At 60.0% G+C, this 26,965-nt stretch carries 10 protein-coding genes and 2 rRNA genes; 5 read left to right on the forward strand and 7 right to left on the reverse strand.

Features of this window, described 5'->3' with window-relative positions; all coding sequences use genetic code 11:
• Positions 1-103: 103 nt before the first annotated feature.
• The 3 genes from rrf (K5K95_RS09545) to K5K95_RS09555 all read left to right on the forward strand — a co-directional run bounded on the left by rrf (K5K95_RS09545) (position 104) and on the right by K5K95_RS09555 (position 2,684).
• Positions 104-219: ribosomal RNA gene (rrf, locus tag K5K95_RS09545) — 5S ribosomal RNA — on the forward strand.
• A gap of 107 nt (positions 220-326) precedes the next feature.
• Positions 327-442, forward strand: a 5S ribosomal RNA gene (rrf, locus tag K5K95_RS09550).
• 361 nt (positions 443-803) lie between these two features.
• A complete protein-coding gene (locus tag K5K95_RS09555) occupies positions 804-2,684 on the forward strand; it encodes a methyl-accepting chemotaxis protein (protein WP_222589243.1) in 1,881 nt (626 codons plus the stop codon).
• 141 nt (positions 2,685-2,825) lie between these two features.
• Here the strand turns inward: K5K95_RS09555 and K5K95_RS09560 are convergent, their stop codons facing one another.
• The 5 genes from K5K95_RS09560 to K5K95_RS09580 form a co-directional block, all read right to left on the reverse strand.
• Complete coding sequence (locus K5K95_RS09560; protein WP_222589244.1) at positions 2,826-3,293, reverse strand: SRPBCC family protein; 468 nt, start codon at positions 3,291-3,293, stop codon at positions 2,826-2,828.
• Between the two features lie 27 nt (positions 3,294-3,320).
• Positions 3,321-6,731 (reverse strand): non-ribosomal peptide synthetase, encoded by a 3,411-nt coding sequence (locus tag K5K95_RS09565; RefSeq protein WP_222589245.1) that lies wholly within the window; start codon positions 6,729-6,731, stop codon positions 3,321-3,323.
• 13 nt (positions 6,732-6,744) lie between these two features.
• Positions 6,745-7,674 (reverse strand): diiron oxygenase, encoded by a 930-nt coding sequence (locus K5K95_RS09570; RefSeq protein WP_222589246.1) that lies wholly within the window; start codon positions 7,672-7,674, stop codon positions 6,745-6,747.
• The gene (locus K5K95_RS09575; RefSeq protein WP_222589247.1) at positions 7,671-8,447 is read right to left on the reverse strand and encodes a DUF3050 domain-containing protein; all 777 of its coding nucleotides are present in this window, start codon (positions 8,445-8,447) and stop codon (positions 7,671-7,673) included. The genes K5K95_RS09570 and K5K95_RS09575 overlap by 4 nt, the downstream gene beginning before the upstream one ends.
• A 752-nt stretch (positions 8,448-9,199) precedes the next feature.
• The gene (locus K5K95_RS09580) at positions 9,200-9,910 is read right to left on the reverse strand and encodes a GntR family transcriptional regulator (protein ID WP_222589248.1); all 711 of its coding nucleotides are present in this window, start codon (positions 9,908-9,910) and stop codon (positions 9,200-9,202) included.
• Positions 9,911-10,130: 220 nt separating this feature from the next.
• On the opposite strand from K5K95_RS09580, the gene lapG reads away from it, so the two are divergent.
• Together lapG and lapD are read left to right on the forward strand one after the other, a co-directional pair.
• On the forward strand, positions 10,131-10,823 hold the full coding sequence (gene lapG, locus K5K95_RS09585) for a cysteine protease LapG (RefSeq protein WP_222589249.1): 693 nt from the start codon (positions 10,131-10,133) through the stop codon (positions 10,821-10,823).
• A gap of 14 nt (positions 10,824-10,837) precedes the next feature.
• Entirely contained in the window at positions 10,838-12,784 is a 1,947-nt protein-coding gene (gene lapD / locus K5K95_RS09590) for a cyclic di-GMP receptor LapD (protein WP_222589250.1), read from the forward strand.
• Between the two features lie 157 nt (positions 12,785-12,941).
• On the opposite strand, the gene K5K95_RS09595 is transcribed toward lapD, so the two are convergent.
• Together K5K95_RS09595 and K5K95_RS09600 are read right to left on the reverse strand one after the other, a co-directional pair.
• Positions 12,942-13,280: a tryptophan synthase subunit beta gene (locus K5K95_RS09595; protein WP_090177231.1), complete on the reverse strand. Its 339-nt coding sequence runs from the start codon at positions 13,278-13,280 to the stop codon at positions 12,942-12,944.
• 149 nt (positions 13,281-13,429) lie between these two features.
• A complete protein-coding gene (locus K5K95_RS09600) occupies positions 13,430-26,965 on the reverse strand; it encodes a retention module-containing protein (RefSeq protein WP_222589251.1) in 13,536 nt (4,511 codons plus the stop codon).

Genomic DNA, 26,965 nt, shown 5'->3' on the forward strand with positions numbered 1-26,965 from the left:
AACGAACCGAAAGTTCGAGAAGGCTCGCAAAACACCGAAGCTATCACATACCCATTCGCTGGAGCGTGGTCTCGCAAGAGAGCACGACCTGGCTACCGAATTTCTTGACGACCATAGAGCATTGGAACCACCTGATCCCATCCCGAACTCAGCAGTGAAACGATGCATCGCCGATGGTAGTGTGGGGTTTCCCCATGTGAGAGTAGGTCATCGTCAAGATTAAATTCCGAAACCCCTATCTGCGTATGCAGGTAGGGGTTTTGTTTTAGTATAAGTCACTGATTTTGCCGGCACGTTACGACTGTAACGGGCTAGCCACCGAATTTCTTGACGACCATAGAGCATTGGAACCACCTGATCCCATCCCGAACTCAGCAGTGAAACGATGCATCGCCGATGGTAGTGTGGGGTTTCCCCATGTGAGAGTAGGTCATCGTCAAGATCAATTCCAAAACCCCTGTTTGCTAACGCAGACAGGGGTTTTGTCTTTCTGACGTCCGTAAAAACGCCGACCCCGCCTACCCTCACCACACTCAGGAACTCTGCGAGCCGACACCTTTCGGCACCAGAACAGTCCTCGACCCTTTCAAGTGCCAGCGGTTACGCCTGCGCCGCTCTAGCACACCGTTCAGCGGGAATACCGGGCATTTCATTTAAACCGCTAAGTATTCCCGGGTTTGTGCCGAAAGACTGATGAGACATGCGTGCACCAAAGTAGAGCGGTCGAAGAGCGCCGTCTGCGCTGTTACATGGAATGTTGCACCTGGAACGCATCCCCACTTTTTGCATAGAAGTCCCATGAAATGAATCTCAAATTCAGCCATAAAATCCTTCTGGCCGCCTCTGGCGTCGTGGTGCTGGCGTTTGCGTTGTTCACTTTGTACAACGACTATCTGCAGCGAAACACGATCCGGCAGAACCTCGAATCGTCCGTCCAGCAAGCCGGCGACCTGACTGCCAGCAGCGTGCAGAACTGGATGAGTGGGCGTGTACTGGTCCTGGAAAACCTCGCGCAAAACGTCGCTCATCAAGGCGCCAATGCTGACCTTCCGGGTTTGGTCGATCAACCGGCTTTCACTTCCAACTTCCAATTCACCTATGTTGGCCAGGCCAATGGTGTATTCACTCAGCGTCCCGATGCGAAGATGCCGGACGGTTACGATCCGCGTCAGCGCCCCTGGTACAAACAAGCTGTAGCTGCCGACAAGACCATGCTGACTCCGCCCTATATGGCAGCTGTCGGTGGCCTGGTGGTCACCATCGCCATGCCGGTGAAGAAGAATGGAGAATTGCTCGGGGTGGTCGGTGGTGACCTAAGCCTGGAAACCCTGGTGAAGATCATCAATTCGGTAGACTTCGGTGGCATCGGCCATGCGTTCCTGGTCAGCGCCGACGGGCAAGTAATCGTCAGCCCGGACAAAGACCAAGTGATGAAAAACCTCAAGGACATCTATCCGAACGCCGGTGTGCGCATCGAGAAGGGCAATCAGGACGTCACCCTGAACAAGCAGGACCGCATCCTTTCGTTCACTCCGGTCAGCGGTTTGCCGAATGCCGAGTGGTACATTGGTCTGTCGATCGATAAGGACAAGGCCTACGCGCCGTTGAGTCAATTCCGCACCTCAGCGTTGATCGCGATGTTTATCGCCGTCAGCGTTATTGCAGTGCTCCTGAGCCTGCTGATCAATGTGTTGATGCGCCCACTGACTACCATGGGCCGTGCGATGCAGGACATCGCCCAGGGCGAGGGTGACTTGACCCGTCGTCTGTCCGTGGAAAGCAAAGACGAGTTTGGCGAGCTGGGCGGCTCTTTCAATCAGTTCGTAGAAAGGATTCACGCCTCGATTTCCGAAGTGTCCTCGGCGACCCGGCAGGTTCATGACCTGTCCCAGCGTGTAATGGCCTCGTCCAACGCCTCAATCGTCGGCTCCGACGAACAAAGCGCTCGCACCAACAGCGTGGCCGCCGCAATTAATCAGTTGGGCGCCGCTACTCAGGAAATCGCGCGTAACGCCGCGGACGCTTCCCAGCACGCCAGCGGCGCAAGCGAGCAGGCCGATGACGGTCGTCAGGTGGTGGAAAAAACCATTCTGGCCATGACCGAGCTGTCGCAAAAAATCAGCCTGTCCTGCACCCAGATCGAAACCCTGAATGCCAGCACCGATAACATCGGGCACATTCTGGATGTGATCAAAGGCATCTCCCAGCAGACCAATTTGCTGGCGCTCAACGCGGCCATCGAAGCGGCTCGAGCCGGTGAAGCCGGTCGCGGTTTTGCGGTGGTGGCGGACGAAGTGCGCAATCTGGCGCATCGCACGCAAGAGTCGGCGGAAGAGATCCACAAGATGATCACCTCGCTGCAGATCGGCTCCCGCGAAGCGGTGACGACCATGAATGCGAGCCAGGTCTCCAGTGAAGAGACTGTCGAAGTGGCGAATCAGGCCGGTCTGCGATTGGTGAGTGTTACCCAGCGCATTGGCGAAATCGACGGGATGAACCAGTCGGTGGCAGCCGCGACCGAAGAACAGACGGCAGTCGTGGAAACCCTCAACGTTGACGTCAATCAGATCAACCTGCTGAACCAGCAGAGCGTAGCGAACCTCAATGAAACATTGAAGGATTGCGATGCATTGTCGTTGCAGGCGAACCGGTTGAAGCAGCTGGTGGATAGCTTCAAGATCTGATTCAGGTCAGACCGCGTTATCGTTCATCGCGAGCAGGCTCGCTCCCACGCTTGACCGCACTCCTTCAGAAGGAACCCGGTTAACCTGTGGGAGCGGGCTTGCCCGCGATGGCGGTAGCTCAATCACCGCCAGACGAAAGCCCTACGCAAATAGCTTCAACACATTATTCATCGCATCATCGGCAAACCCCTGCACAAAATCCTTGAATCCCGGCAAGGCCTCGGCGCCGCCCTGCGCCGGCTCGGCAATGATGGTCCAGGTCGCCCGCGACTTGCCCGCACCCAGCGGTTCTACACTCATCGCCGCCCACAAATTGGCCACGCCCAACGTGTTGTAGATCGTGGTCCACGTCATGCTCAGCGCCTGGTCATCGCGTGAATTAAGCTGCTCGACCACCAGGTTGCCATCCTTGAAGAATTTCTTGCGCAGCGACGACACGCCTTCTCCTGTCATCTCGATATGCGAGAGCGCAGGAATGAATTTGTCGAAGCCGGCAAAGTTGCCGACCACCGCCCAGACTTTTGCGGCATCCGTCGGCACCTCCACAGAAGATACGACGTGGCAGCCGTGAGGGTTTTTGATCAGGGTATCGGGTTGCAGAGTGCTCATGGTCTTGCTCCATTGGGTTTGAATGAATCAGATGAAGTTGATTTCTTTCAGGTAGTCGCAGCCACGGCGCAGCAATGCCGGGGATTTTTCCGGGTAATGCGCGCCCATCTGTCGTACGCCGGCCTGGGCGTTGTCGTGGCCGATCATCGAGATGTCGCCGATGTCTTCCTCGAAGCCGTTGAGGTAGAACCCGAGCACGCCGAACAGCGCGTTGTCGCTGTCGACCCGACCGAGTTGCTGCTGCCAGTCAGCGACACTGACCATGGCGAATTCCCGGCCGGCATCACGGAATGACGCAACGTAGTCGTCCCAACTCAGGGGCTCGGGGTTGTGCAGGTTGAACACGGCTTTTTCGGCCTGATAGCGGCTGGCATGGAAGGCGATGAACCGGGCCAGAAAGTCCACCGGCATCAGGTCGAAATTGAGCGCGAACTCCGGCACCTGACCGAGTTGAATCGATCCCTTGAGCATCAGCATCAAGCGGTTCTTGTGCGGCTGACAGACGCCGGTGAGGCTGTTGAAACTGATGTTCCCCGGTCGGTAAAGATTGACCCGCACCCCGCGCTCGCGGGCTCGTTCGAGGATCCGTTCACCGACCCATTTCGACAGGTTGTAGCCGTTCTTGATGTAGATCGGCGGGGTTTGTGCGGCGGGCAGTTCCAGCACCCGGCCATCGTCGGCAATCGTGCTGGAGGCCGACAGCGTGGAGACGAAGTTGAAGATTTTCTTGCTGCGCCCCTCGCACAGACGCAAGCACTCGAAAATCGGCTCGACGTTGTCTCGCGCCAGCGACTCGTAATCGAGTACGTGATTGACGTTGGCGGCGTTGTGCACCAACGCGCCGAACTCTCGATCCAAACGCTCGTAAATGGCCGGTTCGAGCCCCAGTGACGGACGCGTAATATCCGCCGCGTAAACCTGCACCCGACTCAGGTCCAGATGCTCCAGACGGTTTTCGCGCAACGCTTGAGCGAAACGCTCAGCCGCCGATTGCCCGTCACCATCACGCACCAGGCACGCCACTTCACTCGCCCCCCACGCCAACAACGCCTCGACGATATGCACACCGACAAAACTGTTGGCGCCCGTGACGATCACCTTGTGCACATCGCCCATGCGGCTGATTGGCAGCGGCTGAATATCCAGCTCACGGAAAGCATCTGCCAGCGCTTGCGCACTCAGCACTTCCTCGGTGCCCGAGCCACGGACCAGGGTCGCCAATTTCGCAATGGTCGGTAATTCGATAAAGCGGTTGATCGAGATACTGCGGCCGAATTCCTCACGCAATCGCAGCAGCATCCGCGACAACAGAATCGAGTGGCCGCCCAGATTGAAGAAGCTTTCGTCGGTCGAAATATCGCTGGGTGGCAGCTCCAGCAACTCGGCCCAGATCTCAAGCAAGAGTGCTTCATCGGCGCTGGCCGGGAGGCGTCGCACCGTGTTTTCGCAAACATTCACCGGCAGGGCCAGTAGCGCTTTGCGATCGACCTTGCCGTTGCTGGCGAACGGCATGCTGGTCAGTTCGGTCCAGGCGCCGGGCTGCATGTAGTCGGGCAAAAACTGCATCGCGTGAGCCCTCAAGGCTTCGCGAGCAGCACCCGGTTGCTTCTCCTGTGGCTGCGCCAGGAAAGCCAGAATGCGCCGCTGACTGTCGATCACCACCGCCACCTGGCGGTACAACTGACTGTCGCGCAGGCAGCGTTCGATCTCCTCCGGCTCGACCCGAAAGCCGCGAATCTTTACCTGGTTGTCCCGTCGTCCACACAGCTCGATGCCGTCGGTGGTCCACTTCGCCATGTCGCCGGTGCGGTAGGCGCGCAGGGTCTGGCCGTCAGGCAGACTCAGGTTCAGATAGCGCTCGGCGGTCTGCTGCGGGTTGTTCAGGTAACCCAGACAAACCCCCGGCCCGACGATGTACAACTCGCCGACGGTCTGCTCGGCCACGGGTCTAAAGGCCTCATCCAGAATCAGCACCTGACTGTTGGCAATCGGTGCGCCGAGAGTGCGGTTGCTGTCGCCATTACGCAGCTGTCGGGCCGTGATCAGGACGGTGGCTTCGGTCGGACCATAGAGGTTGTAGAGGTTGCCCTGGCGGGTGAGTTGCTCGATGACATAGGGCTCGCAGACATCGCCACCGGTCATCACATGATCCAGGACCTGCAGTTGCTCCAGCGGCAGAATGCTCAGCAGCGCCGGCGGCAGGAACGCATGGCTCAGCCGTTGATGACGGATCAGTTCAACCAGTTGCAAGGGATCGCGGCGCTGATCATCGCTGGGCACGATCAGCTCGGCGCCCTGAAGCAAGGTCGGGAAAATATCGATCAGCGACGAGTCGAAACTCAGCGATGAAAACTGCAGCGCCCGGCTTTGTTCAGTCAGTTGCACATAGTCGGCGTACCACGCGGTGAAGTGCGCGAGGTTGGCCTGGCTGAGCAATACGCCTTTGGGATGCCCGGTGGTGCCCGACGTATAAAGCGCCATGCACGGTGCATCGAGATCAGGTCTCTGGCGCATCAAGGATTGGCCGAGGTCGACGTCATCAGCGTCGATTTGGCTGATGTCCAGCGCTGGCATTTCATCGGCCAGCGGATGTTGGCCGTCATGCAGCAACAACACGGCCCCGGCGTTCGAAAGAATGTATTGCTGACGTTGCAACGGGTGGCTTGGCTCCAACGGCAAATACACCGCACCGCTGCCCAAAATCGCCAGAATCCCCGCATACAAAGCCGTGCATTTGGGCAGGCAAATCCCGATGACCAACGGCCCCTGATGTTGAGCGAGCAATGGCAGCAATCGCTGCTGGATCGCGCGGCTATGGGCGTGCAATTGCCGATAGCTCAAGGACGTGCCAGCGATGTTCAGCGCAGGTCGTTCGGGCGACTCGATGAAGCGTTGCTCGAGGCGCTCGATCATCGGAATCCGCGCGAGTTGCAGCAGCGCGGGTTGAGCGGTGTTGTTGAATTGATGAACGAAAGCCAGGTGCTCTAGAAACAACAGGTTTTCCACATGCTCGAAGTGAGCGGAATCGGCCGTTTCGGCCTGCAGAAAATACTCGGCGTCCCGGGAGAACCGACTGACCAGCAGCGCGACATGATCCACCAGTTCCGCCACCGCTTTGAGGCGCAATGCCTGGCCGTTTCCCGACGGCTCGTCGGCAATTGGCACACGAGTGAAAAGCCGGCCTGCTTGCATGCATAGCAAGTCCATCGGCGCCAGCCCGGTGATGCCTGGCTTGCCGACGCCCAGTTGCAGGGTAAGACGTGGCGCATCGCCCAAGACTGAAAACGCCTGGCTGGCATCGTCGATCAGCAAATCAAACGATGGCGTCCCTTCGAACGCCTCAAGCCGCACCAGCAAATGACCCTGTTGTTCAAGTTCCAGCGCCAGGTCGGTCAAGGCCTGGCTTTGCCCAATGAGCAGAATGTCGAGACGTCTCATGATGTTCTCCTCGTTAAACCAGGTAGTCGCTGAGGGCGTCTTGCACGCACGGCGAATCGAGCAGCGAACTGCTGCGGAAGAACCGCACGATATTGGCGACCAGCGGGTGATGGCGATTGATCGGGAAGGCCAGTCCCGAGACTTCGCTCTTGAGTGCACGACGCGCGGCATCGCTGATCTGCAACGAGTCGATCAGACGAAAATCGAAGGACTTCTGGATGTCGTTGGTCAGGTAATGCGCGATGAACACCGGCAGGATTTGCGCGATGCGTTGGCGGTCGTCTTCGCTCGCGGTGTGCCAGTAGATGCGCACCATCCGCGACCAGAATCCGGAGTGGCGACCTTCGTCGAGCAAGTGGTCGGCCATCAGGCCTTTGATCGATTGCTTGACCGTGTCGTCCTTGGCGAACGCGGCGACATCACCGGTCACAGTGTTCTCTGCGATGGCCACGCAAATCAGTTCCACGGCACTGCGCAGGTGCTCGGGTGCGAGGGCCACGGCCGCCGGTATCGCTCGGCTCAATTCGATTTCATCGGGCAATTCGATCGGCGTGATACCGGTCATGGCGACGGTCTGCTGCATGAAATCCATGGCCACGAGCGCGTGGTAATCCTCGTCCACCACCACGGTCATGGCGTCATAGCGACAGGCGAACGGGAACGTTAGGGCGAAGCGGTTCTTTGCGATGCTACGTGCGGTCTTGTCGACGATCTCGGTCTCGAAAATCACCACGTCGTTGATGAATTTGTAGAGCGTCTGCACCAGTGCGAAGTCGCGTTGCTCCGGGCATTCGCGCAGGAAGGTTTCGCTCAGCACCAGCGGTTGGCGACTCAAGGGATAGATCAACTTGTCATCGTTCTCCAGCACGCGCCGGGGACGGGTGCGGATGGTCGCGCGGCTCTCCCAGGCGTCGGCGAAGGATTGGTAGTCAGCGGCGTTCATGCGTTCACCTCGGCAACCGGTTCGCTCATGCTCTGGCGCAAGCCGTCCCACAGGGCGATGCGGCTCTCTACGGCGGCAATCGCGCTGGCGTAGACATCGGCCTCGCGTTGCGGATCACCATCGACCAGTCGTGCCAGCAGCTTCTCCGCGGCCGGGCCGTGGTCTTCGGAATCGACCTCGATGTGCCGTTCCAGGTAGTAACGGAAGGTCGGCGCCTGCTCGATGCCGATGCCCCAGTCATCGAGGATCCGCTGGAACATGTGTGGAATGACACTCTCACGACCGTGCAGAAACGCCGCCGCCACGCTATGCCCCGGTGCATGCAGCGCGGTGTGCAAGGTATGGCGCACGAACTGCGCAGCCGCCGGATCAACGTCAACGCTTTGCAACGCCACGTCGTAACTCACACCTTCTTGTTGCAACGCCACAAACCGTTCGACCGCGACCGTACTGGCACCGACTTCGCGCATTGCATCCAGGTACAACTCGAAATGGCTGTAATGACCGTGGGCCGGACGATCATCGGACTCTTCACCGAGCACAATCTCGTTGATCAGGCGCGCAGCCTGCGGGTCTCGCGGCGGCAACCAGGGCAGTTGAACGCAGGTCAATTCCTGTTGCAGACGTTTGGTCAGCGACATGAAATCCCACACCGCAAAAACATGGGTTTCCATGAAGCGTTGAAGTACCGACAGTGAATGTATTTCAGCGAATATCGGGTGCGCACTAAGTTCTGCTTTCTTTTGGTTGAGGCGGTCTTTATGCGTTTTCATGAGCGAGCCTATAGTTGATCTGAAATGCCGATAGGGGGTGCTTTGATCATTAAGTGACAGTCGTTTAAAGTTTTCTGTTGGCGAGCGAATGCCTCAAGTTAATTGATGAGTTTGCGTTGAAAGTAAGGCGCCAGGTAAAGGCGTTTAGCACCCATATTCGGAAGGGGGCGGAGAAAAACTAATACATGAATAAAGTTCCCGGCAAGTTATTTTTATATTATTTGGAAGTTATATTTTCTTGCGCGCGACAAGTCCCGATAAAACATTTGTTAGTTGTTTTATTTGGGCGTAGTTGCTCCTTTCGACTAATAAAAGTCAAAATTCAGGTAAAGAGTGAATGCCTCACTCGAAGCAACTTTCTAAAGGTGTCGTTTAGATGACTTAAGGGGGTGGAAGTTGGCTGGGATCGACGCCGGTTCTTCCTTTCCCGTGACAAGACTCCTTCCGTAGGTTCTTGGTGCGGGGACTGCTTCGCAGGATGCGGAGCGTCGCCCGTTCTTTATTTGTTGGCAGCCCAAGAGTGAGCGTAAATCAAGGCAGCCGCTATCACCGGGTTGTCATTAACCGGTGCAATGAATGGGCTGGAGGGAAGTCGTTCGGCGAAAGGGCCTTGGCCACAGGAAGTGCGGTCGCTACAGCGGTTCGGCAGGACGCCGGAGGATGTGTAAGAGGATTTGTCGAGGCTTCATCAGGTTGAATGGCGGTCAATGAAACAGGCTCAGGGATTTGCCCTGTCTCATTGACCGCCGAGATTAGCGGTTGGTTTTCCTGCTCTGCGCCTCGGGGCTGTTGAGGTAACGCGTGATGACCTCCACACCGCGATTGAGGTGATGTTCGAGCAGCTTTACCGCGCGTTCGACGTCACGATTTTCGACGGCCAACAACAGCGCTCGGTGATCTTCCTGGGACAGTTTGCCCAGGCCCATGGCTTCCAGGTTAAAGCGCAGGAAGCGCTCTTCCTCGTTCAACCCGTCTTCGACCAGTCTCAACAGACGGCGGTTAGGCGCCTTGCTGTAAAGCGCCATGTGGAAGAGGCGATTGAGCCGACCGATTTCGGTGTAGTCGTTTTCTGTCTCGAGGCTATCGATATAGCGCGCAGCTTCTTCGAGATCCGCGGCGTCGAGTAAGGGAATCGATAACCGCAGTGCTTCGGACTCCAACAGAATCCGCAACGCATAAGTTTCGACGGCGTCACCCTGAACCAGCGGCGCGACGACGGCACCTTTATGCGCGATGACGTTGAGCAACGACTGGGCTTCGAGTTGGCGCAAGGCTTCGCGCACCGGCATGCGGCTGACACCGAACAGGTCGGCCAGATCCTGCTGGCGCAACGCAGTGCCGCACGGAATGCGACCGTCGAGAATGGCAGAACGCAGGGTTTCTTCGATCACCGAGCGTGCCAAATGAGCGGGAATCGGCCCGTTGACCTTGATACTGCTGAGCGGGTTGGGCTTCTGTGTCACTACTACGCACCCTGTTTGACTGAAATATTTGGATCCAAATGGACACTAGTGACTGCTTGTCAGGTTGTCAAACGATCCGGGGATCGAAGCCTGCCACTTATTATGTCATTCACCATTCAAAGTTTAGCGCGTCACCAGTGATTGCACGGTGCCATTGTCTTTTACCGGGCTAACCTTCACCATCAAACGAATTCCATCTGCCTGATCTGGATGCCTCGCATTGGCGGTACGTTTCGCGATCCCTCGGACCTTACGCTGGCTGTGCTGCGCCTTGCTGCTGGCCGGCGTCATGCTGGGCGGGTTGCATGCCGATTGGGATTTCTCGCTGATCAGCCGTCGCGCGCAGGCATTGTACGGGCCCTTGGGCGAAGGGCAGCAACGCATCGACGCCTGGCAGCATTTGCTGGCGACGCAAAAGCAGGTCAATGAGCTGGAGCAGCTCAACGTGGTGAACCAGTTCTTCAATAAACAGGTGCGTTACGTCGAGGACATCGATCTGTGGCATGAAGTCGACTATTGGGAAACTCCCATCGAAGCCTTGTGGAAAGGCGCCGGCGACTGCGAAGACTACGCCATTGCCAAGTATTTCAGCCTGCGCCATCTCGGTGTGTCCAGTGACAAGCTGCGCATCACCTACGTCAAGGCGTTGCGTTTGAACCGAGCGCACATGGTATTGACCTATTACTCGAGCCCAGAGGCCATGCCGCTGGTGCTCGACAGCTTGATTGACGCGATCAAGCCGGCCAACCAGCGAACCGATTTGTTGCCGGTCTACTCTTTCAATGCCGAAGGATTGTGGCTGCCGGGTGCCAAGGGCAACAAAAAGGTCGGTGATACCAAACGCCTGTCTCGTTGGCAGGACGTACTGAAGAAAATGCAGGCCGAAGGTTTCCCGGTCGAGACGACTAATTAGGAGCACGCGCTCAGATGTCTTTGTTCAAACAGCTGTTGATCGCTATCTGTCTGTTCCTGGTGGTCGCCTTCACCGGCAGCTTCATGGTCAGCCTGGAAAGCTCGCGTACCCAGTACGTCAACCAGTTGCGCTCCCATGCCCAGGACGCCGCGACGGCGTTGGCGCTGTCCCTGACGCCAAATATCGATGATCCAGCGATGGTCGAGTTGTTGGTCAGTTCGATCTTCGACAGCGGCTATTACGCGAGCATCCGTGTGGTCGATTTGTCCAACGACAAAACCATCGTCGAGCGCAGCGGCATTCCGGCGGTCAACAATGTGCCGGACTGGTTCGTCAAAATGATCGGCCTGGAACCGGCCGGTGGCGATGCGATTGTCAGCCGCGGTTGGGAACAAGCGGCGCGGGTCGAGGTGGTCAGCCACCCGATGTTCGCGTTGGCCAAACTATGGCAGAGCGCGTTGGGCAGCCTCGGCTGGTTGCTGATTTGCGGCGCTGTGAGCGCGGTGTTGGGTGCGTTGCTGTTGCGTCGACAACTCAAGCCGCTGGATTACATGGTCAAGCAATCCCACGCCATCGCTCGCCGCGAATTCCTCAGTCTGCCGGAGCTGCCACGCACGCCTGAGTTGCGACGTGTGGTGCAAGCCATGAATCAGATGGTCGAGAAGCTCAAGGCGCTGTTCCAGGAACAGGCCGAACGCAGTGAAAAACTGCGTGTCGAGTCCTATCAGGACAACCTCACGGGCCTGGCCAACCGGCGTTATTTCGAGATGCAGTTGAATGCCCGGGTCAGCAACCCGGAACAGGCAAGTTCCGGTTATCTGCTGCTGTTGCGAGTCAAGGACCTGGCGGGTTTGAACCAGCGGCTGGGTGGTCAGCGCACAGATCAATTGTTGCAAGCGGTGGGCGAGCAACTGTCCCGTGAGTGCGCCAAGTACCCTGAAACGCAGAACCTCGTCACGCGGATCCGTGGTGGCGAATTTGCCGTGTTGGCGCCAGGGCTGGTGCGTGAAGAAGCGCTGCAACTGGCGCAGAACCTCGACAGCGCCTTGGCGAGCCTGCATGCGACAGGCGCCACCGACGTGGCTTCAGTGGCCTCGATCGGGCTCGCACCGTTTGTTCACGGCGACTCGCCGCAAGCCGTGTTGAGCCTGGGCGATCAGGCATTGGCCCAGGCCGAAGGGCAAGGTGAGCAGAGCTGGGCGTGCCTTGATCACAGTGCTTCGGCCAGTGTCGGTGATGACCATCACGCCTGGCACACCTTGCTGGATCAGGCGTTGAATCATCATCGCTTCCAATTGTATTTCCAGCCGGTGGTGGCCAGTCAGGACACGCAACTGGTGCTGCATTACAAGGTGTTGTCGCGGTTGATCGACGCCGAGGGCCAGACCATTCCCGCTGGACGCTTCCTGCCGTGGCTGGAGCGGTTTGGCTGGACCGCGCGGCTGGATCGGCTGATGTTGGAGCTGGTGCTTGAGCAAATGGCCGAGCATGAACAGTCGCTGGCGCTGAACCTGTCTTCGGCGACGTTGGTCGACCCGCAGGCGTTGAGCAAAATCTTCGAGATTTTGCGCATTCACTCCGATCTCGGCCCGCGACTGACCCTGGAAATCGGCGAGGAACAACTGCCCGAGCAAGCGATGCTGGAAGATCTGACGCGGCGTCTGCGTGAGCTTGGGTTCTCATTGAGCCTGCAACGTTTTGGCGGGCGCTTCAGCATGATTGGCAACCTGGCGCGACTGGGCCTGGCGTACTTGAAGATCGATGGCAGTTACATCCGTGCGATTGATCAGGAGAGTGACAAGCGTTTGTTCATCGAGGCGATTCAGCGCGCGGCGCACAGCATTGATCTGCCGTTGATTGCCGAACGGGTCGAGACGGAAGGGGAGTTGTTGGTGATTCGGGAGATGGGGCTGTATGGGGTTCAGGGGCAGCTGTTTGGTGAGCCGAAGCCTTGGCAGTAAGGCGTTATAGCTGCATCGCCAATGAGTGCGCCTTCGCGAGCAAGCCCGCTCCCACATTGAATCTCGGCTGTTTACACATTGAGTGTTCACTGAAGATCTATGTGGGAGCGGGCTTGCTCGCGAAGGCGCCAGTGCAGACACCCATGAGCTCGGGACTTTAGATCAACCCAGTCTCTTCATCATCAATCAAATGACTCAACCCACCCAACGCTTCACGGGCCTGGGTCCGGTCCATCAGCTTGGCCTGGGCGGCGGCCGGCAGGTCGGTGACGCGGATCACGCCTTTGCTGGTCAGCACCTGGATCAAGTCGTCGAGTACCCGGATCATTTCCAGGTCACTCTGCTTGAGTTGTTTGAGGCTGGTTTCCATCACCTCGTTGGCGTACCAGGCCTGAATCTCGTGATTATCAGCCGGCAGCGTTTCCGTGGCCTCGGCGTAGGCCGCGGCTTCCACGCGCACTAACTGACCTTGCGCATCGCGTTGCACGTAGAACATTGAGCATCCCTCAGAAATGGACCAGCGTCATGCTGTCAGCAGCATAGGCCAACTGGAACGCGAGTATGCGGTGCGGCGACGAAATCGTCACCGGGGGGATAGGCGCAAACGTGACGGCCGCCCCATAAGGGCGGCCGTTTTTCGTTGGATCAGCTGTTGTTGTGATCGACTTTGATGGTCGGGTCGCTGCCGGCAATCAGCGAGTGGATATTCGCACTGGACCAGTTGTTGCCGTCCAGTTTGATCGTCACATCCGGCGTCGCGGCTGCAGCATCGCCCGAGTTGAATTTGCCGCCGGAACTGACTTGCAACGACGAAACGCCATCCACCGTGGTGATCTTCAGGAAGTTGTCGATGGTGCTGCCGCTTTCGCCTTGCAGCAAGTCGCGCAGGTCGATGCGGTCACCTTCGCTGGCCTTGAAGTCCTTGATCACGTCGTTCCCGGTGTCGCCAGCCTTCCAGACGAAGGTGTCGGCACCCGAACCGCCAATCAGGATGTCGTTGCCCTGACCACCCATCAACGAATCGTTGCCCGAGCCACCGAGCAGGATGTCATTGCCCTTGCCGCCGTCGAGTACGTCGTTACCACCCGAGCCGAAGAGAATGTCATTGCCCGCACCGCCCAACAGCGTGTCGTTGCCGTCATGGGCGCCGGACACATCGAACGCGGTGTAGTGCTCGGTGATGAACTGGTGCACGTTGCTGGTGGTGACTTTGCTGACGTCGACGCCGGTCTGCTGCGCGACGAACGCCTGCATTGCCTGGTAACCCTCGCCGGAAATGCCGTTGAAGCTCACCAGGTCGCCGAACAGGATGTCGTTGCCATCGCCACCGCTGACAGTGTCGTTGCCCGGCATCGTCGCTTCTGTGTGGCCGATGATCGAGTTGGCCAGGTCTTTAGGATCGATGTTGGTTTGCGGCGTCTTGTCGGTGTCGTACGGTTTCAGGTCGGAGAGGCTGACGTCCTTGTTCAGGCCGATGGCCTCGACATTCGACAGGTTGCCCAGCAGTGCGAAACTGCTGTTGGCGTTGTCGGTGGTATTCGAACCGGAGCTGTTGCCGCTGCCCGCCAGGCTGGACAGCTCGTAGGTGCCGTCGCCTTGAGCGTGAACGGTGCCCAGGTTGCTGGAGCTCCAGCCCCACCACGAATTGTAGGTTTGCAGCGTCACGGTGCCCGAACTGTTGATGTTCAGAATGTGCGTGCTGTCGATGTACGTGGAGAACGCATCGCCCGGCTTGTAATTGCTGGTTTTAACCACGTCATCGAGCTTCACGTTGCCGTACAGCGTCGGGTTGGTCTGCTCGCCGCTCTGGTAATAGGTCGGCTGGCCATCGGTGATGAAGTAGGTCAGGTTCTTGGCCCCGGTGTTGGCCACCGCGTCGGCACTCTGGAACCAGTTGGCCGTGGTCTTGAACACGTCCTCGTAGTTGGTACCGCCGCCGGATGACATCGAGTCCAGCACCGACTTGAGCAGGTTCAGCGCATTCGGATCGTTGAGGTTGACCGATACCGATTTGTTGACCTGGGTATCAAAGTCCACCAGGAAAATGTTCACCGTGCCCGAGTTGCCGCCCATGCTTTGCTTGAGCGTGTTGAACACCGAGGTCAGCGAGTCTTTGGCGGCGCTGATCGACGACGAACTCATGCTGCCCGAACTGTCGACCATGAACGCGATGTTGTAGTTGGTGCCCGGCACCACGGTCAGGCCACCGATGTCGGCGACGATGATGTCGTTGCCGTCAGTGCCGGTGACGGTGTCATTGGCGGCTGTGGCGGTAATCGCGTTGTAGACCGCCGGGTAGACGGTGACCGGGATCGTCGCCGTGCTCAGCGCCGAACCGCCCAAGGCCTCGGTGGAGGTCGAGGTCACCGTCAGGTTGAACTGGCCGTTGTAGTACGACGGCGGGGTCACGGTCAGGGTGCCCAGGTTCCAGCCGGTGACGTTGGCTTCGCCGGAGGTCGCCGTCGCGGTGAACGTGTGGCCCGCGCCATCGGTGAGAACCGCACCCGCCGGGATGCCGCCGATCTTCACGCTCAGGCTTTCGGAACCGTCTGTGTCGGTCAGGGCCGTCTTGATCGCGGTCAGGTGAACGCTGGTGCCTTCGGCGCCGGAGTTGAGTTTGTAGCCGTCGTAGTAACCCTCACCGTTGGTGCCGTGCAGGTCGGAGACGGTCACGCCGGAAGCCGCCAGATCCGCCACGCCGGTGTACAGCGGCACGCCGGCACTGCTCAGGTCGACTGCCGCGCCGCCGTTGACCGACAGGTTGACGTCATAGTTGCCCGGGCCGCTCTGGTTGTGGTGGTAGATGTCCAGCGTGTAGTAACCGCTGGTGGTCGGGATGAACGAGCCGTTCAGGTTGCCGCCCGCGCCCCACGTGATGGCCGCGACGTTCTTGCCGCCGATGGTCACCAGCAGGCTGTCATCGACGGTGCCGGTGAAGGTGTAAGTCTTGCCTGCTTCGAGATAGATCAAGCCGGAGGTTTTCGAGGCGGTGCCAACGGCCACGTCGCCATTCGATTGCACGTTGCTGACGGTGCTGCTGGAGTTAGGTGTGCCCGCGCCGTCGATGACACTTTTCAGCGTGCTCGAAGACGCGCCGCTGCCATCGGTGCCGAGACCCGACAGGCCAGTCCAGATCTCTTTGATCAACCCGGTGGATTTGACGCTGTTGTCCGCAACGCTCAGCGATGGCGCGTCGGCCACAGGGGTGATGTCGATTTTGATCGTGCCAGTGTTGCCCAGCGCCGAGCCGTCGGTTGGCTGGAACTTGATCTGCGCGTAGTCCGCCAGATTGTTGCCCAGGCCCGCGCCGCCGTAACCATTTGCACCGGATTCGTTGGCATCCGGCAGGAAGCGCACTTTACCCGCGTCGATGTCCGCCTTGGTCAAGGTCTGGTTGTTCGTGACATCAGTCCAGGTCGAACCATTCAGGTACTGCAACTTGCCTTCGCCCGGCAGGCCGGTGATTTTCACGCCGAGGCTTGCAGCAGGACTGTCGACGTCGCTGACGCCAAATGTCGACCAGTTGAGGATCAGCGGTGTGTCTTCGGTCCCGGTGACGTTGACCGGTGCGGCGGTCGGCGCGTCGTTTACCGCCACTACGTTGACGGTGGTAGTCGCGGTGTTGGAGTAGTTGCTGCCATCAGTCACGGTCACGGTGATGATCCGCGGCACGGTGCTCGGATCTTCACTGCTGTTGGTGAAGCTGATGTTTTTGATCTGCTGCATGTAGTCGGCCAGCGTCGCGTTGCCCGACAACGTCAGCGTGACGGTGCCGTCCTTGCTGTTGGCATTGATGGTAATGCCGTTGACGCTGTTGCCCAGGTTCAGCGCATCGCCAGGCTGACGGTTGGTCAGCACGATGGTCGCGCCAGTCAGCATGGTGCTGTCCGGGTCGGTGATTTTCAGATCGGTGTCGCCAATCGACACACCCTGGCCGGTGGTGCCTTCGGTGAAGGTCACGTTGTAATTGGCCCCGGTGGCACCGCTGGAATTGTTGGCGTCCAGGTCGAGAACCGGCGGCGCATCGTTGTCGACGATCGCAGTGCTGATGCTGCCATTGGTCGCGCTGATTGTCAGGTTCTCGAAGTTGCCTCCGGTGGCCGAGTCGATCTTGACCACGAAGTTTTCGGTGCTTTCAGTGATCCTGTCGTCCAGCGTCGCGACGTTGAAATTCGCAGTGCTGGCGCCGGCCGGAATCTTCACGGTGTACACACCGGTGAAGTCCGAACCGTCGGCCGCAGTGCCGCTGTAGGTGATCTTCAGGGTGACTTCGGTCTGGGCCGGGTTGGTCAGGCTGACGGTGTAGCTGGCGGTCTGGCCTTCAGTCACCGAGGTGCTGCCGGTGATGCTGACTTCGGTCTTGTCGAGGGTGTCGGTGACGTTGGTCACTGCCGCAGCCGGGTCTTTTACCAGGTTTTCAAAATTGCCACCCGTGGCGGTGGCGATTGTGGCGCTGACCTTGCCGGCGTCGATGTAGGCGTCGTCTTTAGGTGCATCAACGGTCACGGTGCCGGTGGTTTTGCCTGCCTCGATGGTGATCACGGCGCCGTTGCTCAACGTCACGGTCACCGGCGTGCCGGCCGCGTTTGTCAGGTTCGCGGTGTAGACAATCGAACCACCTTCAGCGACCGAGCCGGTAGCGCTCAGGCTGACCGTCGTGGTGTCGATGGTATCGGTCACGCTGGTGCTGACCGGAGTTTTGTCGGCGACCAGATTTTCGTAGTTGCCGCCACTGACGTTGGTGATCGAGTTGGTCAGTGGTGCATGACCGGTCAACGCATCGTTCGGTGCCAGGGTGGTGATGACACCCGTGGTTTTGCCGATGTCGATGGTGATGGTCTGGCCGTTGGCCAGGGACACGGTCACTGGCGAACCGGTGACAGGTGCACCCACGGTGGCGGTGTAAGTGACGACGCCGCCTTCGGCCGCGCTGCCGGTGGCAGTGAGTTTCACGGTCGAGGTGTCGAGGGTGTCGGTGACGTTGGTCACTGCCGCAGCCGGGTCTTTCACCAGGTTTTCAAAGTTGCCGCCGCTCGCTTCCTTGATGGTCGTTTCGACCTTGCCGGCGTCTTTGTAGACGTCATCGGCTGGCGCCTTGACGGTCACGGAGCCGGTCGTCGCGCCAGCGGCGATGTTGATCACCGCGCCGTTGCTCAGGGTCACAGTCACCGGTGTGCCGGCCGCATTGGTCAGGTTCGCGGTGTAGACAATCGAACCGCCTTCGGCCACGGAGTCGGTGGCACTCAGGCTCAGCGTCGTGGTGTCGGTGGTATCGGTCACGGTGGTGCTGACCGGGGTTTTGTCGGCGACCAGGTTCTCGAAGTTACCGCCCGTGGCCTCCTTGATGGTCGTTTCGACCTTGCCGGCGTCTTTGTAGACGTCATCGGCTGGCGCCTTGACGGTCATCGAGCCGGTCGTCGCGCCGGCAGCGATGTTGATCACGGCACCGTTGCTCAGGGTCACGGTCACCGGTGTGCCGGCCGCATTGGTCAGGTTCGCGGTGTAGACAATCGAACCGCCTTCGGCCACGGAGTCGGTCGCACTCAGGCTCAGCGTCGTGGTGTCGGTGGTATCGGTCACGGTGGTGCTGACCGGGGTTTTGTCGGCGACCAGGTTCTCGTAGTTGCCGCCTGTTACTTCCTTGATGGAGTTGGTCAACGGCTCGTGGCCGACCAAGGCATCGTTCGGTGCTTTGACGGTGATCGAAGCGGCGCTTTCACCGACCGCGATGGTGATTTTTTCGCCATTGGCCAACGTGACGATTACGTCTTTGCCAGTCACCGGCGCGGTGACGGAGGCGGTGTACACCACGTTGCCGCCTTCGGCCGCGCTGCCGGTGGCAGTAAGTTTGACGGTCGAGGTGTCGAGGGTGTCGGTGACGTTGGTCACGGCAGCAGCCGGGTCTTTCACCAGGTTTTCGAAATTGCCGCCGCTCGCTTCCTTGATGGTCGTTTCGACCTTGCCGGCGTCTTTGTAGACGTCATCGGCTGGCGCCTTGACGGTCACCGAGCCGGTCGTCGCGCCAGCGGCGATGTTGATCACGGCACCGTTGCTCAGGGTCACGGTCACCGGTGTGCCGGCCGCATTGGTCAGGTTCGCGGTGTAGACAATCGAACCACCTTCAGCGACCGAGCCGGTAGCGCTCAGGCTGACCGTTGTGGTGTCGATGGTATCGGTCACGCTGGTGCTGACCGGAGTTTTGTCGGCGACCAGGTTTTCGTAGTTGCCGCCACTGACGTTGGTGATCGAGTTGGTCAGTGGTGCATGACCGGTCAACGCATCGTTCGGTGCCAGGGTGGTGGTGACGCCGGTGGTTTTGCCGATGTCGATGGTGATGGTCTGGCCGTTGGCCAAGGACACGGTCACTGGCGAACCGGTGACAGGCGCACCCACGGTGGCGGTGTAAGTGACGACGCCGCCTTCGGCCGCGCTGCCGGTGGCAGTGAGTTTGACGGTCGAGGTGTCGAGGGTGTCGGTTACGTTGGTTACCGCCGCAGACGGGTCTTTCACCAGGTTTTCGAAATTGCCGCCGCTCGCTTCCTTGATGGTCGCTTCGACCTTGCCGGCGTCTTTGTAGACGTCATCAGCCGGGGCTTTGACGGTGACGGAGCCGGTCGTTGTGCCGGCAGCGATGTTGATCACGGCGCCGTTGCTCAGGGTCACAGTCACCGGTGTGCCGGCCGCATTGGTCAGGTTCGCGGTGTAGACAATCGAACCACCTTCAGCGACCGAGCCGGTGGCGGTGAGGCTGACCGTGGTGGTGTCGGCGACGTCGGTCACTTTGGTAACGACAGCCGAGCGGTCCGTGTCGAGTTTTTCGAAGTTGCCGCCAGTGCTGTCCGCTATCGCTGCCCTGACCGGCGAAGCACCGGTGTAGACGTCATTGGGCACGGTGTACAGCGCCGAACCACTGGACTCGCCAGCCTTGATGTTGATCACCAGGCCGTTGTTCAGGGTGACGGTCATCGCTGTGTCGGCCGGATTGCTCAACGTGGCGGTGTAGGTGATCTGGCCACCTTCGCCGACAGTGCTCACATCGGAACTGAGCTTCAGCGTGGTGGTGTCCACTGTGTCGTTGACAGTAGTGGTGTGCGTTGTGTTGCTGACGTCGAGTTTCTCGAAGTTGCCGCCGTCAGTGCTGGCGATGCCAACGGTGATCTTGCTGCCATCCTTGTAGACGTCATCGGCCGGCGCCGGGATGGTGATGGAACCCGACTTGTCGCCAGCCTTTATCACGACGCTTTCGCCGTTGCTCAGTTTGACCGTCATGTCAGTGCCGGCGGCATTGCTGAGGTTGACGGTGTAAGTGATGGTGCCGCCTTCGACCACATAGTCGCTGGCAGTCATGGTCACTTTGGTGGTGTCCGGAGTGTCGCTGATGGCGGTTGAAGTCGGAGTCTTGTCGGCGACCAGATTCTCGTAGTTGCCGCCGGTTACTTCCTTGATGGCGTTGGTCAACGGCTCGTGGCCGACCAAGGCATCGTTCGGTGCTTTGACGGTGATCGAGGCGGTGCTTTCACCGACTGCAATGGTGATTTTTTCGCCATTGGCCAACGTGACGATTACGTCTTTGCCAGTGACCGGCGCGTTGACGGAGGCGGTGTACACCACGTTGCCGCCTTCGGCGGTCGCAGGGGTTGCCGTCAGGCTGACGGTCGAGGTATTGATGGTGTCGGTGACCTGAGTGACCGCCGCCGCTGGGCTGGTGACCAGGTTTTCAAAGTTGCCACCGTTGGCATCCTTGATGGTCGCTTCGACTTTGCCGGCGTCTTTGTAGACGTCATCGGCTGGGGCTTTGACGGTCACGGAGCCGCTGGAGGCGCCGGCGGCGATGTTGATTACCGCACCGTTGCTCAGCGTCACGGTTACTGGCGTGCCAGCGGCGTTGGTCAGGTTCGCGGTGTAGACGATTGAGCCGCCTTCGGCCACGGAATTGGTGGCGCTCAGGCTGACGGTGGTGGTGTCTTGGGTGTCGGTGACGGAGGTATTGGCCGGCTTGCCGTCAACGTCCAGCTTCTCGTAATTACCGCCCTTGGCGTCGTCGATCTTGACGCTCAGCGAACCACCTCCGGCGAGGGCGTCGTTCGGCGCAACGAAATTGACGCTGGCACTACTGGCGCCAACCGGGATGGTGATGGTCTGGCCGTTGGACAGGGTCACCACCACTGGCGAATCGGTCACCGGCGCCGTGACAGACGCGGTGTACACCACGATTCCGCCTTCGGCGACCGAGGACGTCGCGGTCAGGCTGACCGTTGAAGTGTTGATCGTGTCGGTGACGTCGGTCACGGCCGCTGCCGGACTGGTGACCAGGTTTTCAAAGTTGCCACCGTTGGCATCCTTGATGGTCGCTTCGACTTTACCGGCATCTTTGTAGACGTCATCAGCCGGGGCTTTGACGGTCACCGAGCCGGTCGTCGCGCCAGCAGCGATGTTGATCACGGCACCGTTGCTCAGGGTCACGGTCACCGGTGTGCCGGCCGCATTGGTCAGGTTCGCGGTGTAGACAATCGAACCGCCTTCGGCCACGGAATCGGTGGCGGTCAGGCTAACGGTGGTGGTGTCTTTTACATCGGCCACCGAAGTGACCGCCGGGGTTTGATTCGCCACCAGATTTTCGTAGTTGCCGCCAGTGGTGCCGTCGATCTTCACGCTCAAGGAGCCGCCGCCAGCCAGGGCGTCATTCGGTGCGGTGAAGTTCACATGGCCGCTGCTTGCACCGACCGGAATGGTGATGGTCTGGCCGTTGGACAAGGTCACAACCACCGGCGAGCCGGTGACGGGCGCGTTGACCGATGCGGTGTAAACCACCACGCCGCCTTCGACCGTGCTGGCCGTAGCGGTCAGGGATACGGTGCTGTTGTTGATCGTATCGGTCACATCGGTGACGGCTGGCGTCTTGTCGGCCACCAGGTTCTCGAAGTTGCCACCGGTGGTTTTGGTGATGCTGGTTTCGACTTTACCGGCATCTTTGTAGACGTCATCAGCTGGCGCGGCGTAGTTCACCGAACCGCTGGTGGCGCCTTTGGCGATGTGGATTACAGCGCCGTTGTTCAGCGTCACGGTCATGGCGCTGCCGGCCGCATTGGTCAGGGTCGCGGTATAGATGATCGAACCGCCCTCGGCGACCGAACCGGTTGCGCTCAGGCTCAGGCCGGTGGTATCGGCAGAGTCGGTGACGGTGGTGACCGCTGGCGAATGATCGGTGACGACTTTCTCGAAGTTGCCGCCGCTCTGGCTGGTAATCGTTGCCTGGACTTTGCCGCCATCCACGTAGGGAGTATTCGCCGGGGCGGCGAAGTTGACCGAACCGCTGGAGGCGCCGGCGGCGATGTTGATTACCGCGCCGTTGCTCAGCTTCACGGTCATGGCCGTGTCCGTCGGGTTGCTCAGGGTCGCGGTGTAGGTGATCTGGCCACCTTCGCTCACGGTGTTGCTGGCCGACAGGGACAGGGACGTGCTGTCGATCGTGTCTTTGACAGCGGTGGTCACCGACGTCTTGCTGACGTCGAGATTTTCGAAGTTGCCACCGCTGGCGTCGGTGATCTTCACGGTGAGCTTGCCGGCGTCCTTGTAGACATCGTCGCCCGGCGCCGCGATGGTCACCGAACCGCTGGTCTGGCCGGCGGCAATGGTAATGGTCTCGCCATTGCTCAACTTCACGGTTACCGGCGTCTGCGCGGCGTTGGTCAGGGTCGCGGTGTAGGTGATGTGCGAGCCTTCAAGTATCGATTTGTCGGCGCTGAGGGTCAGGTGTGTGGTGTCGTTGGTGTCGGCCACGTTGGTCACGGCCGGCGCCGGATTCTTCACCAGGTTCTCGAAGTTGCCGCCGGACGTGTCTTTGATGGTGACTTCAACTTTGCCAGCGTCTTTGTAGACGTCGTCCTTCGGCGCATCGACTTTAACCGTGCCGGTGGTTTTACCGGCGTCGATGGTGATCGTCGCGCCGTTGCTCAAGGTGACGGTGAGGGGTGTGCCAGCCGGGTTGCTGAGGGTCGCGGTGTAGACGATCGAGCCGCCTTCGTTGACGTTGCCGGTGGCAGTCAGCGATACGGTAGTGGTGTCGACGGTGTCGGTCACGCTGGTGCTGACCGGGGTTTTATCGGCGACCAGGTTTTCGTAGTTGCCGCCGCTGACGTTGGTGATCGAGTTGGTCAGTGGTGCGTGACCGCTGAGCACGTCGTTGGAAACAACGGCATTGACCGTGCCGCTGCTTTTACCAATGTCGATAGTGATGGTCTGTCCGTTGACCAGGGTCACGATGACCGGCGAACCTGTGACGGGTGCACCCACCGAGGCGGTGTAAACCACAGTGCCGCCCTCGGCCACGCTGCTGGTGGCGGTCAGAGTGACGGTCGAGGTGTCGAGGGTGTCGGTAACGCTGGTTACAGCGGCAGCCGGGTCTTTTACCAGGTTTTCAAAGTTGCCACCGCTGGCATCCTTGATGGTTGCTTCAACCTTGCCGGCGTCTTTGTAGACGTCATCGGCTGGGGCCTTGACGGTCACGGAGCCCGTCGTTGCGCCAGCGGCGATGTTGATCACGGCGCCGTTGCTCAACGTCACGGTCACTGGCGTGCCAGCGGCGTTGGTCAGGCTCGCGGTGTAAACAATCGAGCCGCCTTCGGCCACGGAGTCGGTCGCGCTCAGGCTGACGGTGGTGGTGTCTTGGGTATCGGTGACGGAGGTAGTGGCCGACTTGCCGTCGACATCCAGCTTCTCGTAATTACCGCCCTTGGCATCATCGATCTTGACGCTCAGCGAACCGCCACCGGCGAGGGCATCGTTTGGCGCAACGAAATTGACGCTGGCACTGCTGGCGCCGACCGGAATGGTGATGGTCTGGCCGTTGGACAGGGTCACCACCACAGGCGAATCGGTGACCGGCGCCGTGACGGACGCGGTGTACACCACGGTGCCGCCTTCGGCGACCGAGGATGTCGCCGTCAGGCTGACGGTTGAGGAGTTGATCGTGTCGGTGACGTCGGTCACGGCCGCTGCCGGACTGGTGACCAGGTTCTCGAAATTACCGCCGCTGGCATCCTTGATGCTGACTTCAACCTTGCCGGCGTCTTTATAGACGTCATCGGCTGGGGCCTTGACGGTCACGGAGCCCGTCGTTGCGCCAGCGGCGATGTTGATCACGGCGCCATTGCTCAGCGTCACGGTCACTGGCGTGCCGGCGGCGTTACTCAGGCTCGCGGTGTAGACGATGGAACCGCCTTCGGCCACGGAATCGGTCGCGCTCAGGCTGACGGTGGTGGTGTCTTGGGTATCGGTGACGGCGGTAGTAGCCGACTTGCCGTCGACGTCCAGCTTCTCGTAATTGCCGCCCTTGGCATCATCAATCTTGACGCTCAGCGAATCGCCACCGGCCAACGCATCGTTTGGTGCAACGAAATTGACGCTGGCACTGCTGGCGCCGACCGGGATGGTGATGGTCTGGCCGTTGGACAGGGTTACGACGACTGGCGAATCGGTCACCGGCGCCGTGACGGACGCGGTGTACACCACGGTACCGCCTTCGGCGACGGAGGATGTCGCGGTCAGGCTGACGGTCGAGCTGTTGATCGTGTCGGTGACGTCGGTTACAGCCGGAACAGTGCTCGGCACCAGATTTTCAAAGTTGCCACCGCTGGCATCCTTGATGGTTGCTTCGATCTTGCCGGCGTCTTTGTAGACGTCATCGGCTGGCGCTTTGACGGTCACAGAGCCGGTTGTTGCGCCGGCGGCGATGTTGATCACCGCGCCATTGCTCAGCGTCACGGTCACCGGTGTGCCGGCGGCGTTGGTCAGGCTCGCGGTGTAGACAATGGAACCACCTTCAGCGACCGAGTCGGTCGCGCTCAGGCTCAACGTCGTGGTGTCGGCGGTATCGGTCACGGCAGTGCTGACCGGGGATTTGTCGGCGACCAGATTTTCGTAGTTGCCGCCCTTGGCATCATCAATCTTGACGCTCAGCGAACCGCCACCGGCGAGGGCATCGTTTGGTGCAACGAAATTCACGCTGGCACTGCTGGCGCCGACCGGAATGGTGATGGTCTGGCCGTTGGACAGGGTCACCACCACTGGCGAATCGGTGACCGGCGCGGTGACGGACGCGGTGTACACCACGGTGCCGCCTTCGGCGACGGAGGATGTTGCGGTCAGGCTGACGGTCGAGGTGTTGATCGTGTCGGTGACGTCGGTGACAGCCGGAACAGTGCTCGGCACCAGATTTTCAAAGTTGCCACCGCTGGCATCCTTGATGGTTGCTTCAACCTTGCCGGCGTCTTTGTAGACGTCATCGGCTGGGGCTTTTACGGTGACGGAGCCGGTCGTCGCGCCAGCGGCGATGTTGATTACCGCGCCGTTGCTCAGGGTGACGGTCACCGGAGTGCCGGCCGCATTGGTCAGGCTCGCGGTGTAAACAATCGAACCGCCTTCGGCCACGGAGTCGGTTGCGCTCAGGCTGATGGTGGTGGTGTCTTGGGTGTCGGTGACCGAGGTAGTGGCCGACTTGCCGTCAACGTCCAGCTTCTCGTAATTACCGCCCTTGGCATCATCAATCTTGACGCTCAGGGAACCGCCACCGGCCAACGCATCGTTAGGCGCAACGAAATTGACGCTGGCACTGCTGGCACCAACCGGAATGGTGATGGTCTGGCCGTTGGACAGGGTCACCACCACTGGCGAATCGGTCACCGGCGCGGTGACGGACGCGGTGTACACCACGGTGCCGCCTTCGGCGACGGAGGATGTCGCGGTCAGGCTGACGGTCGAGGTGTTGATGGTGTCGGCGACAGTGGTTACTGCCGCCGCAGAGCTCGTAACCAGGTTTTCAAAATTACCGCCGCTGGCGTCCTTGATGCTGACTTCAACCTTGCCGGCATCTTTATAGACGTCATCGGCCGGTGCCGGGACGCTTACGCTGCCGGTAGTGGCGCCGGCAGCGATGGTGATCACCGCGCCGTTGCTCAACGTCACGGTGACTGGCGTGCCAGCCGGGTTGGTCAGGCTCGCGGTGTAAACAATCGAACCACCCTCGGCCACTTCGGTGGACGCCGACAGGCTCAGGCCGGTGTCGTCCTTTGAGTCGGTGATGGTGGTGACCGCCGGCGTAGTGCTCGGCACCAGATTCTCGAAGTTGCCACCGGTAGCGCCGGTGATCGTGGTACTGACGGTACTGCCGTTTTGATAAACGTCATTGGCCGGGGTGTCGACGTTCACGGAGCCGGTGGTTTTGCCGGCTTCGATGGTAATGGTCGAACCGTTGGAGAGGGTGACAGTCACCGGCGTCTGCGCCGGATTGGTCAACGTCGCGGTGTAAGTGATCTGGCCGCCTTCGGTGACGCTGGCGCCTGCGTTCAGGGTGACCGTGGTGGTATCGACGGTGTCGGTAACCTGGGTTACGGCCGGAGTCGTCGGCGCAGTCACGACGATGCCATTGCCGCCCGTGGTGCCGGTGACGGTCACGTCGATTTGGGTGGCGTCGTTATAAACAGTGTCGTTTGGCGCGAGCGGGACGTTGACGGTGCCGGTCAACTGGCCGGCCTGGATCACGATCACCGAGCCATTGGACAGGGTGATGCTCAGGTCAGTCAGCGGCGCCTGACTCAGGGTCGCGGTGTAGACAAGTACGCCGCCAGCCTCGGTGATGGTTGGCGTGGCGCTCAGACTCAAGGTCGACTCACGCGCCGCGTTGGCGTTGGCGTTGGCCGTTTGCCCGCCAGTGGTGTTCTGTGCCGCCTGTGCCGCGGCGTTGAGGCCCGCAGTCGGGAAACCAATGGTCGGGTCCACCCGGCCAGCGGTTGCATCCAGCATCACAAAACTGTGGCCACCACCGACTGCACCGCCCGTGCCGGCGGCCGCTGGGCCCGCTGCTGTGGCTTCGAGGTCGGTAGTCGGGTCGGCGCCCGCCGCGATGGCTTGCTGCAATTCTTCAACGGAGGGTGCGGCTTGCGCTGTGGCTTGTGCCAGGTCAGCGCTGGAGTCCGGGCTGCTGGCGCTCCACTGAGTGTCGCGGCCCAGGTCCAGGGTTCGGCCATCAGCCAGTTCGAGCGTCACGGCGCCTGCCGCGCCAGTGTCTACCTGATCGCCGACAAACAACCGGTCGCCTTCAACGAGTATGCGACGAACGCCTTCTGGGGACACCGCGAAAACCTGACCAACAATGCTTTTGACGATAGCAACAACACTGCTCAT

The organism is Pseudomonas sp. DR48, assembly GCF_019823085.1.
Classification (GTDB): Bacteria; Pseudomonadota; Gammaproteobacteria; order Pseudomonadales; family Pseudomonadaceae; genus Aquipseudomonas.